We start from the raw sequence: 13,735 nt of genomic DNA on the forward strand, positions 1-13,735 counted from the left end.
TCAATATCTTTCTATGGTACTAAAATTTAAAGGATTTATCCTCAATTTCCTAACTTTTTATCCTTAAGAAAAGATTAAATCTATTGCGCTCATCGACGAGAACTTTATAATCAAAGGTTATACTTTTATATAGTAAAGAAATATGACTAGCGAAATTATCATGAGCCAGTAGATGAATTAAGCAATGAATCGCGCGAAATGCACCAGGCAATTGTTTCCCTTATCGAGGAATTGGAGGCAGTGGACTGGCATAGACGACGTATTGATGCCTGCCACGATAAGGAATTAGTCAACATATATTGTCCCCCAATCGTGATGAAGAAAAAGAACACGCCACAATGGTTCTAGAATGGATTCGTCGCCACGACCCTGTATTCGATAAAGAGCTGAAAACATCTTTATTACGGATAAGCCTGTTGTGGATCACCATTCGGGTGAATAAACGCGGATAACAGTGAGAACAACCTGGGTTGAATAGAAAACCAAAATCCCGTGCTGCTCTCAACCCACCCACTTTCGCGCGTTTTTGAAAATTCGCATCCAGGGACTCATTTCGGACCATTCTTTGGGGTGCCAAGAAAATTGGACGGTCCGAAAAACGCGTTCGGGATGCGGCATTAAAATAGTGATGCGCCCGTCAGAAATAGTAAGCCCGGTAATGCCTTTTGGGCTGCCATTGGGATTAGCGGGATAATTTTCGGTGGGCTGGCCAGTATAATTCACATAGCGCAAAGCAACAAGTTCTTCGTTTTCAAATTCTTGTGTACCTTTCTCAAAAACAACACAGCCTTCCCCATGCGCCACGGCAACAGGTAGCTGACTCCCAGCCATCCCTTGAAAAAAAAGAGAAGGCGATTGCGGAATTTCTACCATCGACAATCGCGCCTCAAATTGTTCCGAAGCGTTTCGCTGGAAATCCGGCCAATGTCCAGCACCGGGAATAAGTGATTTTAAATGAGAAAAGAGCTGGCAGCCATTGCAAACCCCTAGCGCAAAACGATCTTTGCTTTCAAAAAATAGGCTGAATTTATCGCGTATTTTGGGATGCATTAAAATAACTTGTGCCCATCCACGCCCGGCGCCTAAAACATCTCCATAAGAAAACCCCCCACCGGCAATCGCTCCTTTAAAATCCATTAAATTAACGCGTTCATTTAATAAATCACTCATATGAACGTCAACGCTTTCAAAACCAGCTAAATGAAATGCTGCTGCTATTTCTCGATGACCATTCGTGCCTTGTTCTCGTAAAATTGCAACGCGCGGTCGTTTACCGCTATTAATATTAATATAAGAAGGAAGTGTAATATCTTCGTTATTATCAAAAGTTATTTTTGTAAATAATCCAGAGTCTTTTTTATCTAGCAAACCATCATATTGTTGTTTGGCACACTTGGGATTGTCACGAAGGGATTGCAAACGATAGCTCGTTTCGCTCCACCATCGTTGCAAGGTTGTGCGAGTTTCTTGGTAAAGCGTTCGACCCCGGAAATTAAAAATAATTTCATCCCATTGATTTAATTTACCAATAACATGGCTGTGGGCTTGTAATTTATGCGATTTTAAAATTTCAAAAACGATATCGATATCTTGTTCTTTAACCTGTATCACCGCGCCCAATTCCTCATTAAAAACACTGGCTAAAGCGTCATCACCTAAAGAATCCAATTTTATAGTTATGCCAACATGAGCGGCAAAAGCCATTTCGCAAAGCGTTGCTAATAATCCACCATCGGAACGATCGTGATAAGCAAGTAATAAATTTTTTTGGTTGAGTGATTGGATCGCTTCAAAAAAACCGCGCAATAATAGAGGATCATCGACATCCGGTGGTTGTTTTCCTAATAAATTATGCGTCTGGGCCAAACAAGAGCCGCCAAGAAAATTAGCGCCTTGCCTTAAGCTGATTAATAACAATCTTGTTTCACCAATATCTGTTTGCAGTTGTGGTGTTAGCACATGGCGGACATCGCTAACCGGCGCGGTAGCAGTAATAATTAATGATAAGGGCGCAGTGACAATTTCTTTTTCCAATGAGGTCCGCATGGACAAAGAATCTTTCCCTACTGGAATACAAATGCCTAAAGCGGGGCATAATTCTTTTGCCACGGTTTGCACAGCCTCATATAAACCCGCGCCTTCCCCCGGTTGATCGGGGGCGGCCATCCAGTTAGCCGATAAAACAATATCTGAAATAGCTTTAATCGAGGCGGCTGCAATATTAGTAATCGCTTCTCCTACTGCCATTCGAGCAGAAGCAGCAGGATGGATAATCGCGATGGGCGAACGTTCCCCCATCGCCAATGCTTGTCCTTCGTAACTCGTAAAACTGTGAGTAGTGACAGCAACATCAGCAACTGGTATTTGCCAAGGCCCCACCATTTGATCACGCGCTACCATGCCTCCAACAGTTCGATCACCAATCGTGATCAAAAAACTTTTGTCTGCAACACACGGGTACTGCAAAACGCGTTTGACCGCATCAGCCCAATTAATTTTTGAAATATTCCACACCGCTTCCCCCGAAAAAACAAGTTTATCTTCACACTTCATCGGCGGCATGTCCTCAAACAAAAAAGAAAGTGGGAGTTCGATAGGGCGATTATGAAAATATGCATCGTTGAGGATTAATTTTTTTTCCTCTTTCGCCCACCCTACTACTGCAAAAGGACAGCGCTCTCGCTCAGCAATACCACTAAAAACTTTCAAAGATTCAGGCTTGATGGCTAATACAAAACGTTCTTGGGCTTCGTTACACCATATTTCTAGAGGACTCATCCCTGGTTCCGCATTCGGGATATGACGCAATTCAAATTCACCCCCACATTCCGTCGCATGAACCAATTCGGGAAAGGCGTTGGATAATCCGCCGGCACCGACGTCGTGAATACTCAAAATGGGATTATCATCGTCTAGAGATAAACAGGCGTTGATAACCTCTTGCGCTCGACGCTGCATTTCAGGATTGGCCCGTTGAACGGAGGCAAAATCCAATGCCTCTGTTGATTCTCCACTTGTACGAGATGAGGCAGAACCGCCACCTAAACCTATGGCCATCGCAGGGCCTCCCAACACGATCAACAAAGCCCCTCCCGTAAAAGGTTGTTTTTCAATTTGAGACTCGCGAATATGTCCGATGCCACCCGCTATCATGATGGGTTTGCGATAACCCCATTTCAAATTTTTATAAGATAAATGCTCTAACGTTCGAAAATAACCATAAATATTCGGGCGTCCAAATTCATTATTAAACGATGCAGCCCCAATTGGTCCTTCGAGCATAATGTCCAATGCCGACGCCAATGTTTTTGGCTTGGAGTCCGAGTGAAGGGATTTTTTTGAGTACTCTTCTTCCCACGGTTGTAAAAAATCAGGAATTCTTAGATGAGAAACCGAAAAACCGGCTAAACCCGCTAGGCTTTGAGCGCCACGCCCAGTGGCCGCTTCATCACGAATTTCTCCGCCACTACCAGTAGCAGCTCCTGCGAAAGGTGAGATGGCGGTGGGGTGATTATGTGTTTCTACTTTTAGAACGGTGTGGAGGCACCTTTTTTGTTTTTGATACGAATAATTGCTGGGATTAATAAAAAAGGATTCGCAGTTAAAGCCCTTTATCACAGCGGCATTATCTTTGTACGCGACTAATATCTTTTCAGGATGAGTTTTATAAGTATAGCGAATCATGTCAAATAAAGATTCTTTTTTTTCTTTTCCATCGATGATCCACTGAGCGTTAAAAATTTTGTGCCGGCAATGTTCAGAATTAACTTGAGCAAACATCATTAATTCGATTTCAGTGGGATTACGATTTAATTGCTGAAAAGCACGTAATAAATAATGGATGTCATGCTCGCTTAACGCGAGACCCAAATTCTGATCGGCTTCTTTTAATGCCGCTTCTCCTTTTTCCAATACTAGAATGTCATTGAAAGTTTTTGGTGTGGGATGTTGAAATAATTGAGCTAAATCTTCCGCATCGAATAAAAGCGATTCCGTCAAAGGATCGTATAATTCAGAAGAAACTTTCTCAATGGCTTTTTTATCGCGTTTGGTAACGCCCTCAATAATAAAGTAAATACCGCGCTCAATTCGGTTGATTGGAATTTCGCAATTATGAGCGATATCAGTTGCTTTAGATGACCACAGTGAGATCGTGCCCAACCGAGGCGTCACCCAAGCTGAAAAATTTTCAGGAGACTCTGGATAATCGGAAAAATAAGCTTTCGGCAATAAGTGTTCTAGACATTCTTGATCAACGCGACTTAAGGGTTTTTCAGCATCAACAAAATAACCGTAGGTCGCTTCAACGGATTGAACTGTATTTTGCTTTTGTTTCAGACGGGAAAGAATTTGTTGCTGTCGAAAGGTAGTATAAACGTGAGAGCCTTGAAAAAATAGCATAAGTGTTCCAAAACATCGTGTTTTAACAAAAATAGGAATAGCCTGTCTAGAGCGAAGCGGAATACGGAGAATAATATTGCGATCTCGTATTCCGCTTCGCTCTAGACAGGCTGCTAGATTTTTATTTCTTTTTTACAGCAATTAAATTTACTTTAAAAATTAAAACTTCATTTGGCTCAATAACGCCCGGCGCGCCTTGTTCACCATAAGCCAATTGCGGCGGGCGGTACGTAAATTTCCCATATTGCCTGACCCCCCTTGGCTTCATACGAGTTAATGCTTCTTGCCAACCTTTAATAACCCCTTTAAGGGGATCATCGCCGGTTGCCCGCGTTTATATTTATAGGAGCTGTCAAACACAGTCCCATTTATCAAACGATCTTTAATATTTATATATAATAGTGACTTCATCGTTCAGGGTAGGGATTTGTCCCTGACCCGCTTGCAAGACTTTGTATTGCAGACCATTCAGTAAGGTTTTCACACCCAGTTTATTTTTATTAGCCGCTAAAAAAGCGCTGCTTTTTTCGGCATTCTGTTGAGCTGTTTGTTTCATTTTCTGTTGCATTTTTTGCATGTATTGTTTTTGGAATTGATACAAGGTTTGACGCATTTCGGCTTCAGTCATCTGGGTTTCTTTGCCTAAATAAGCATTGCTTAACCCTATCGAAAACGTTTGAGGGTCGATCTTTATGTCATTCTTTTTGAAAGCTTTTCCAGTTATAACACCCATTGAATAGCTCAATTTATCTTGTTCTGTTTTTTTAAGGGAGTAGCCGCGTGCGCCGTCGTCCCAAAAGCAAGCCCACAATTAAGAAGATAAAATCAATCGTTCCATTCAGAGATCTCCTGAATTATTAAGTTTAATGACGTCCATCTTAACAAGGAAAGGTTGAGGATTCATCTTTCTGCTAATCCTCCATCGCCATAAGCAAAGCATTTCCGCCGGCTGCTGTCGTGTTGATAGTCAGTGTGCTTTCTATGCAAAAACGGGGAAGATAATGAGGACCACCCGCTTTTGGGCCTGTACCAGACAACCAACTACCCCCAAAAGGTTGCATCCCTACCATGGCGCCAACCGTATTCCGATTAACGTAAATATTTCCTGCGTTAATACGCTGCTGGATATAATCGACTGTTTCATCTATGCGGCTTTGGATGCCAAAGGTTAAACCGTAACCCAGCCCGTTGATTTCTTCGATAACTTTAGTCAAATTTTCTCGCTTATAACGAATAACATGCAAAATAGGTCCAAATACTTCCTCAGTAATCAGTCCCAAATTAGGCAATTCGTAGGCTTGTGGCGCAACGAAAGTCCCAAAATCGGTTTCCTGAGGCAAACCCACTTTATAAATTAATTTCGCTTCTTTTTGCATCAATGCTTGGTGCTTTTGCAGCGTTTTTTGCGCGTTAGCATCAATAACAGGACCGACATCCGTGGATAGGAACAGGGGGTCGCCCACTTTAATTTCGGCCATTGCGCCCTTTAGCATCCTAATAACATCATCCGCAATATCTTCTTGAATATACAAAATTCGAAGTGCTGAACAGCGCTGTCCAGCACTATCAAAGGCAGAAACAATGACGTCATTAACTAACTGCTCGGGTAAAGCGGTCGAATCTGCGATCATGGCATTAATACCGGAGGTTTCTGCTACAAAGGGCACGATCGGGCCCGGGCGGGCGGCCAATGTTTTTTGAATATGCCGCGCGGTAGCATCTGAACCCGTGAATATCACGCCACTGATTTTGGTATCCTCGATAAGCGCCTGACCCACGGTTTTGCCCAAACCCGGCATTAACTGCAAAATCTCTTTTGGCACACCCGCCTCATGAAACAACCGCGTCACCAGCGCGCCAGCTAAAGGCGTCTGTCCCGAGGGTTTTGCGATAACAGCATTGCCAGTCACTAAAGCGGCGGCAATTTGGCCTGTAAAAATAGCAATGGGAAAATTCCAAGGGCTGATACACAAAATAATTCCACGTCCATTCATCCGCAGGGTATTACTTTCACCCGTGTAGCCCAGCAAAATCTTATCACTTAAATGCTGTTCCGCCTGCTCAGCATAGTAACGACAAAAATCTGTCGCTTCTCGAACTTCTGAAAGTGCATTTTGCAGTGTCCTTCCACCTTCGCGAACCACCACTGCCATTAATTCCGCTTTATGTTTTTCTAATAAATCGGCCATTTTTCTTAAAATAGTCACCCGTTCAGAAATCCCTTTTTGATCCCAGTTTGGGAATGCTAAATGACCCGCTTGTATCGCTTTCTCTACATCGGATTCATTCGCAAGTTCAATTACCCCAATTTGGCGACGATTATCCGTTGGATCAAAAACAGGTTTACCATCTTTGATCTCCTGTAAAAACGGCGCTGCCTCCCATTCTTTTTCCAAAGCATGACGAATTTCCTCATTTAAAGGCATTAATTCAGCAAAATTACTTAAATCAATGCCACTTGAATTAATCCGCGTTTTAAAAATACGTTTAGGTAAAGGAATTTTCGGATTGTGAATATCAGCAAAGGTTTCGATTTTCTTGACTGGACTTTCAATAAGCTGATCAACGGGCACGGTTTTGTTAGCAATGCGATTAACAAACGAACTGTTCGCACCATTTTCAAGTAATCGTCGGACTAAATAAGGCAATAAATCTTCGTGATGGCCGACAGGTGCGTAAACTCGGCACGGTAATTTAAGTTTAGTAACAATGTAATGATGGAGCGCTTTACCCATACCCTGCAATTGCTGAAATTCAAATTCGTAATTATCGTAACGGTTATCCATAAGATTTAATATTACCGCAACGGAATACGCATTGTGCGTTGCAAATTGCGGATAAATGGCGTCTTGCGCGATTAATATTTTTTGAGCGCACGCAATGTAAGAAATATCTGTATTTACTTTCCGGGTAAAAACTGGGTAGCCACTGAGTCCTTCCATTTGCGCTAATTTTATTTCGCTATCCCAATAAGCTCCTTTTACTAAACGAACAGGAATGCGACGTTTTTTTCGTTGGGCTAAATCAATTAACCAATCGATTAAATAAAAGGCTCGTTTTTGATAAGCTTGCACAGCAATCCCTAACCCTTGCCAATTTTTAAACGCTTCATCTGTAAAAAGTGCTTCAAAAATATCGAGAGAAATATCTAAGCGATCCGCTTCTTCCGCGTCAATGGTCATACCGATTTTTTGTTCTTTGGCATGCAATGCCAATTCTTTTACACGCTCAATCAAAAAAGGCACTGCTAATTCTCGTTTTCTAAAATCGTACCGAGGGTATAAAGCAGATAATTTAACGGAAATGCCCGGCACCTCATGAATGGATTTCGTGGAATGACTTTTTCCTAAAACACTAATAGCACGATGATAGGAATCATAATAACGATCGGCGTCCTCTTGGGTGCACGCCACTTCACCTAACATGTCGTAAGAATGACGAAAGCCTTCTTTTATAGCGCTTTGTGAACGTTTGACAGCTTCTTCAATGGTCCTTCCCAAAACAAAATGTTCACTCATTAATTTCATCGCTTCACGAACTGCTTTTCGGATGACCGGTTCACCACTTCTGCGAACGAGATTACGCCAAACATTCTTGAATTGTCCATTTTTTCCTGTCTTTAAAATTTTTCCCGATAATGCAAGTCCCCATATCACGAAATTCACAAACGAAGATTCGCTAGCGCCTACGTATTTATTCCATTTTGCGCTCGTTAATTTATCCCGAATTAAAAGGTTCTCGGTTTCTTTATCCGGGACGCGCAGCAAAGCTTCTGCTAAGCACATTAATAAAATACCTTCTTCAGTAGATAAATCGTATTGCATCATGAAACCTTCGATACCGCCCTTTTCACTCTCTTGTTCCCGCACCGCCGTTACCAGCTCTTTGGCCAAACGACTAACAGCTGCTTCCAACCGGGGAGTAAAAGCGATTGTTTTCAGAAGGTGTTTAACGCATGTAGTCTGATCCATTCGGTAGGTTTTATTTAACGACGGTCGGATCGCATTTTGCGGTATCGCTTTTTCAAAAAAAAGCAAGTGAATATCAGTCATATATCCTCATCAAGGAGTTAATTTTGATTCTCGCGGCATAGCCCGCATGAGAAAAGCGAAATACAGGGAAATGCACGTATTGCTCCCGCATTTCGCTTTGCTCATACGGGCTACTTCTTATTTCTTTTAAAACGAACAATACTCTCCTCAAATTCTTTTTTCGCGGCCTCTTTATCTTCCCAACCTTTCACTTTAGTCCATTTATTTAGCTCTAAATCTTTATAACGTTCAAAAAAGTGAGAAATGGCGTCTAGTGATAAGGGGGAAATATCTTTTAAGGACTGAATAGCTTCATAAGCTCGGCAAGCTTTAACAACGGGTACGCCTAAAACCTTGCTATCTTCTCCAGCTTCATCTTCCATTTTCATCATTCCCACCGCTCGAACACGCACTAGCACTCCCGGCTGAACTGGCACAGGCGTTAGGACTAAAACATCTAACGGATCCCCATCTTGCGCTAACGTACTTGGCACAAATCCGTAATTACACGGATAACGCATTGATGTCGGCATAAACCGATCCACCGTCAAAAATCCCAATTCTTTATTGTATTCGTACTTAACCTCTCCCCCGTTGGTGGATATTTCGATAATCACATTAAAATCATCAATACCTTTACCGGCTGAAACAAAAAATGTCATACGTCCCCCTTAATTACTAGCGCTTTTTAAAGCATAGCTTAATTTTTTTAAGCTTCGTCGTTCCCGACTTCGCAGGATGACAGGCTTTAAGTTTTTTGGTCTTTACCACTTGTGGCAATGATACGATTACAACAACACCCTCCACCGAGGAGGAATTGGGTATTCTTATTTCTAAACGAATGATAGTATATCCGGATTTACACAGCCTAACAAATGCCAAACAAGGATTGCCCAACACCGGTATTGGAAATTTACTACAATAAATCCCATCAACATATTTCGATGAAAATCATCGAATTAAAAGTGCCTATAGCGAACTAGAGGGGAAGGCTGGTGAACAATGGCTATCAAAGTTCCTTTTAATTTCTCACAGTCTACCAAAAATTTTATTAAGGAATTCTTAAATAGTATAAGATTTTTTAAAAGGTTAATTAATCTTTGGATAAACTCACCTATTCTACAAATCCTGTGATTTTAGCCATTGAATGACGCATCAGTAATTGCTTTATCCTAAAATTAATATTGATGAAGCACTAGATGTGCACCGCCTTCGCTCTAGCCTTTAAAGGTCAACTTTTATTCAAAATATCGGGCGATTCCATTAACACCTCCGGGATAGGACAAACAATGATTTCATTATGTTTTTCGCGAGACTGCCGCCATTAGAGGGTACATATATAATTCGTCTTTTTTACCTTATAAGGATCAATTTTCTAGCGTCGGGCCCGAAAAAAAGCCTTCAGCGGTTCTGCGCAGGCCTCTGCTATCACACCGCCCGTCCACATAATACGGTGATTCAGGCGCGGTTTGTTCAGTAATGGGAAAACGCTTTCGACTGCGCCGGCGCGGGGATTGAATGCGCCGAAGACGAGGCGTTTGATGCGAGCTTGGATCATGGCGCCTACGCACATGGCGCAGGGTTCTAGGGTGACGTAGAGCGTAGCCTCTACCAAACGATAATTGCCGACTTGTTTGGCGGCATTGCGAAGGGCTAGAATTTCGGCGTGGGCAGTCGGATCGTTTAGAGCAATAGGCTCGTTAAAGCCGTGGCCAACGATTTCATTCTCTTTTACCAAAACCGCGCCTATTGGCACTTCGTTATTTTCATTAGCTTTTTTGGCTAAAAATAAAGCTTCGTGCATAAATAATTCGTCGATCATTATCTAATGCTTAAAAATGCTAAGGCTTTCCTCAAGGTTATAATTTTTCATTCTCTAAATAATGTGAACCGTAGTTATTATCGTCAAAATAGTCAATATTGACAGGGCGCGTCGCCAAGGCTTTCGTATTGATTCCCTGAACAAAAAATGCCACCATTACGATTTATCCTAAAGTATAAGAGGGTGTGGAAAACACAATGGAAAAAATTAGAACCGCTGTGGTTGGCGTAGGCTATTTGGGCAGCTATCATGCAGAGAAATATTCCGCGCTGTCCCAATCTAAGCTGATGGCGGTTTGTGATATTCATCACGAACGCTGTTACGCAAAGGCTAAAGAATTGAATGCGGAGGCCGTAATTAACTATCAATCTCTAATTGGCCTAGTTGACGCGGTTAGTATTGCTGTTCCTACCCCCTTACATCACGCCGTGGCGCGGTTTTTTTTGGATAATGGCATCCACGTCCTGCTTGAAAAACCCATCGCAACGACGCTGGAAGAAGCGGATGATCTTATTGCAGCTGCTAAAAAAAACTGTGTGATTTTGCAAATCGGTCACTTGGAACGTTTTAACAGCGCAGTTAAGGCCGTTGAGCCGCTTATCTCTAATCCGCGCTTTATTGAATCATTGCGTCTGGCGCCCTTTCGGCTCCGCGGTGCTGACGTTAATGTCGTGCTCGATTTAATGATTCACGATATCGATATTATTCAATCCATTGTGAAATCGGATATCCAGAATATTTCCGCGAGCGGTGCTTCTGTTCTCTCGCCATACGTTGATATCGCTAATGCGCGTATTGAATTCACAAACGGTTGTGTGGCTAACGTGACAGCAAGCCGGGTGAGTCTGAAAATAGAGCGTAAGTTGCGTATTTTTCAACATGACAATTATGTCGCTATCGATCTCGATCACAAAAAAATGGCTATTCATCGTAAAGGAACGCATGAGATGTTTCCAGGCATTCCTGAAATCACCCGCCAAGTGGAGCGATTCCATAAAGGGGATGCCTTGATGGATCAAATTTCGGCTTTTCTAAATTCGATCATCCATAACAAGCCTCCCGTCATTTCCGGAGAAGAAGGTAAACGCGCCCTGGCCACTGCGCTTGAGATTTCGTTAATCGTTCGACGTACCAATGAACAATTTCCGATTTCATCCCTCAGTGCTGAAAATGTCGAGTAAATCCGTTCTGCTCATCGCCGGTGAACCTTCGGGAGATTTACTGGGCGCTCATCTGGCTCAATCATTAAAATCTCTTGAATCCAACCTAAAACTCGCGGGCATGGGCGGCAAGTGTATGCGTGAAGCGGGCGTTGAAGTTTTTATTAATGCAGAAAAATTAGCAGTGGTCGGTTTACTTGAAATATTGGGGCAATTCAGGGATATTCGCCACGCGATGCAAACCTTGAAAAGGTATTTTAAAAAAACACCACCTGATTTGGTGATTTTTATTGATTACCCCGGCTTTAATTTATATATGGCAAAACAAGCGAAAAAAGCGGAAATTAAAGTGCTTTATTATGTCAGTCCTCAAATTTGGGCTTGGCGTTATGGGCGGATTAAAAAAATTAAAAAATACGTCGATCATATGGCCGTATTATTTGATTTTGAAGAAAAACTATATCGAAAGGAAAATGTTCCCGTCAGTTTTGTGGGACACCCCTTGGCGAATGTGCCAACTCCATCGCTACCCAGAAATGAAATTTGCAAGCAATTTAATCTCGATCCTTATAAGCCCATTGTAGCTTTATTTCCTGGCAGCCGAAAGCAAGAAATTAATAAGCTGCTCCCCATCATGGTTCAGGCCGCTAAATTCATTCAGGCGCAAATCTCCACTGTGCAGTTTATCTTACCTCTCGCATTGAATTTAGAGCTTAATAAAATTCGTCCCTTTTTATCGCCTGAGATAAAGGTGATCCAGAACGATATTTCTCACGTATTAGCCATCACTCATGCGGCCGTTGCAGCTTCAGGAACGGTGACGTTAGAAATTGCTTTGCAGCAAGTTCCGTTGGTTGTAATTTATAAAGTAGCCCCACTGACTTTTTGGTTTGGGGAAAAATTAATCCGTTTGTCTTTTATCGGACTTTGCAATTTAGTCTCCCCAGAACCTGTTGCTGTTGAATTGTTGCAGCAGGACGCTACCCCTCAAGCTATCGCCGATGAAGTTTTCCAATTGCTGAATAATCACGATTATCGTCGATCGATTATTGGAAAGTTAGGCCGCCTACGGCCCCGATTAGATCGTGGGAACACCGCCAAAAACGTGGCTAAGGTTGCACATAATTTAATCTTTTCTTAAGGTTTTTGGCTTATTGGCGGGGCTACTCCCCTGAAAATTAGGAGGAGGGGTGGCCCGCCGTATAGAGCGTAGAGAAATACGGAAATTGGCATCGTTCCTCCGTATTCCGCTTCGCTACATATGGGCTTATGTTTTTAACAATTTGAATATATGTAAGTTTTTATGAAAAATTACTAGCTGACTTTTTCTTGATTGCATTGTCGTTTTCTTTGGTATATTAACACTTACGATTCTATTGAAACGACTGACTATCCAGACGCAGGAACTGCCCATTTGGATTGAGTAATGGGATACAATGGTACGACCACTTGCGGTACTTGTACGGGAGCTTTCTCCTGTGGGAAAGGCCTGTGACCTTGATACAAGGTTAACCAACTTCACTTTTGACATCGCCTCTGATGAACCTAAATGTAATAACATTGTGATACTCCAATGCGCTAGCACCAGCAAGAACAAATCTAACTTTCAAGGAAACCCTTCTACTTTAACCACTGCAACGGCTAAAACCTTTGGTACAGCTTGCGCAGGTGGCGCAATGAACTCTGTGAGGGGTTTTGGAAAACTAATTTTCCCTTTGTCGGCAGCTACACGTACTCTGAGGGCAATAACCCTCTTACCTGAACCCTCGTCTTTTACCGTGAACCGTAACCTCATTTAGCCGCTAATCGGACTTCAAGCATTAGCGGCATTTGATGTTTTTTTGCATTTTCAAATTAAAGACTAGCCCCTTTTTACAGTGAATATTCTCGCAGGGTTATATCGACGTCAGCCTATTCTATGTGCTCAGCAGATTTTTAATCGCTTAGCTTATAATTTAATTGTTACCGTCATTAAACCCTTCCTTCCACTGGTGTTGGCGTCTTCTGTGGCGGCGTTTCGCGCGAATTTATCCTGTCTGTTTTTTATTAATCTTATTAGCAACGGCGCTGCTGCTGGTTGTTTTTCATTTAAGGCAAGCGCATCCACAATTCTTTTCTCACCCTCGGAAAAAGTGGTTTCTTTAACTCACGTTTCTCAAGGGTTATTTTACTAATTCTCTTTTTACGGGCATTTCCAAAGCTTGATCTCTCGCTACGGAATTTACTTTTTATATTTCGGCTTCACTACTGTTTATCTTCTTTCATCAAAAAATACAGTGGTTAAGCATAATAATCGGATATGTAACTAGCTTATTATTATT

10 protein-coding genes and 3 pseudogenes are annotated in these 13,735 nt (G+C 42.1%); 5 read left to right on the forward strand and 8 right to left on the reverse strand.

Features of this window, described 5'->3' with window-relative positions; genetic code table 11:
* Nucleotides 1-198 precede the first annotated feature (198 nt).
* Nucleotides 199-442, forward strand: a pseudogene (locus tag FIV31_RS00490) (ferritin family protein).
* Between the two features lie 59 nt (nt 443-501).
* On the opposite strand, the gene purL reads toward FIV31_RS00490, so the two are convergent.
* From purL to ppa, 5 genes are all read right to left on the reverse strand, one after another.
* Nucleotides 502-4,401, reverse strand: coding sequence for a phosphoribosylformylglycinamidine synthase (purL, locus tag FIV31_RS00495; protein WP_280123435.1), 3,900 nt, complete (start codon nt 4,399-4,401; stop codon nt 502-504).
* Nucleotides 4,402-4,522: 121 nt separating this feature from the next.
* Nucleotides 4,523-4,669 carry an FKBP-type peptidyl-prolyl cis-trans isomerase gene (locus tag FIV31_RS08245; RefSeq protein ID WP_425278239.1) on the reverse strand — a complete coding sequence of 49 codons (147 nt, stop codon included), beginning with the start codon at nt 4,667-4,669 and terminating at the stop codon, nt 4,523-4,525.
* Nucleotides 4,670-4,783: 114 nt separating this feature from the next.
* The gene (locus FIV31_RS08250) at nt 4,784-5,212 is read right to left on the reverse strand and encodes an FKBP-type peptidyl-prolyl cis-trans isomerase N-terminal domain-containing protein (protein WP_425278240.1); all 429 of its coding nucleotides are present in this window, start codon (nt 5,210-5,212) and stop codon (nt 4,784-4,786) included.
* Nucleotides 5,213-5,312: 100 nt separating this feature from the next.
* Nucleotides 5,313-8,453, reverse strand: a complete 3,141-nt coding sequence (putA, locus tag FIV31_RS00505; protein WP_280123436.1) for a bifunctional proline dehydrogenase/L-glutamate gamma-semialdehyde dehydrogenase PutA — start codon at nt 8,451-8,453, stop codon at nt 5,313-5,315.
* A 110-nt stretch (nt 8,454-8,563) separates the two neighbouring features.
* A complete protein-coding gene (gene ppa, locus FIV31_RS00510) occupies nt 8,564-9,094 on the reverse strand; it encodes an inorganic diphosphatase (RefSeq protein ID WP_280123437.1) in 531 nt (176 codons plus the stop codon).
* A gap of 83 nt (nt 9,095-9,177) precedes the next feature.
* Between ppa and FIV31_RS00515 the strand changes: the two are divergent.
* Nucleotides 9,178-9,269: pseudogene (locus FIV31_RS00515) on the forward strand (hypothetical protein); the annotation flags it as partial.
* A 394-nt stretch (nt 9,270-9,663) separates the two neighbouring features.
* On the opposite strand, the pseudogene FIV31_RS00520 reads toward FIV31_RS00515, so the two are convergent.
* Together FIV31_RS00520 and tadA are read right to left on the reverse strand one after the other, a co-directional pair.
* Nucleotides 9,664-9,747: pseudogene (locus FIV31_RS00520) on the reverse strand (hypothetical protein); the annotation flags it as partial.
* Nucleotides 9,748-9,807: 60 nt separating this feature from the next.
* Nucleotides 9,808-10,254 carry a tRNA adenosine(34) deaminase TadA gene (gene tadA, locus FIV31_RS00525; RefSeq protein WP_280123438.1) on the reverse strand — a complete coding sequence of 149 codons (447 nt, stop codon included), beginning with the start codon at nt 10,252-10,254 and terminating at the stop codon, nt 9,808-9,810.
* A gap of 197 nt (nt 10,255-10,451) precedes the next feature.
* Here tadA and FIV31_RS00530 point away from each other — a divergent pair, with 197 nt between their 5' ends.
* A complete protein-coding gene (locus FIV31_RS00530) occupies nt 10,452-11,435 on the forward strand; it encodes a Gfo/Idh/MocA family protein (RefSeq protein WP_280123439.1) in 984 nt (327 codons plus the stop codon).
* Nucleotides 11,425-12,555 (forward strand): lipid-A-disaccharide synthase, encoded by a 1,131-nt coding sequence (gene lpxB / locus FIV31_RS00535; protein ID WP_280123455.1) that lies wholly within the window; start codon nt 11,425-11,427, stop codon nt 12,553-12,555. Before FIV31_RS00530 ends, lpxB begins: the two co-directional genes overlap by 11 nt.
* A gap of 465 nt (nt 12,556-13,020) precedes the next feature.
* Here lpxB and FIV31_RS00540 read toward each other — a convergent pair whose 3' ends face one another.
* A complete protein-coding gene (locus FIV31_RS00540; RefSeq protein WP_280123440.1) occupies nt 13,021-13,209 on the reverse strand; it encodes a hypothetical protein in 189 nt (62 codons plus the stop codon).
* Nucleotides 13,210-13,291: 82 nt separating this feature from the next.
* Between FIV31_RS00540 and FIV31_RS00545 the strand changes: the two genes are divergently transcribed.
* The gene (locus tag FIV31_RS00545) at nt 13,292-13,588 is read left to right on the forward strand and encodes a hypothetical protein (protein WP_280123441.1); all 297 of its coding nucleotides are present in this window, start codon (nt 13,292-13,294) and stop codon (nt 13,586-13,588) included.
* Nucleotides 13,589-13,735 lie beyond the last annotated feature (147 nt).

The organism is Coxiella endosymbiont of Ornithodoros amblus, assembly GCF_019425495.1.
Taxonomy (GTDB): Bacteria; Pseudomonadota; Gammaproteobacteria; order Coxiellales; family Coxiellaceae; genus Coxiella.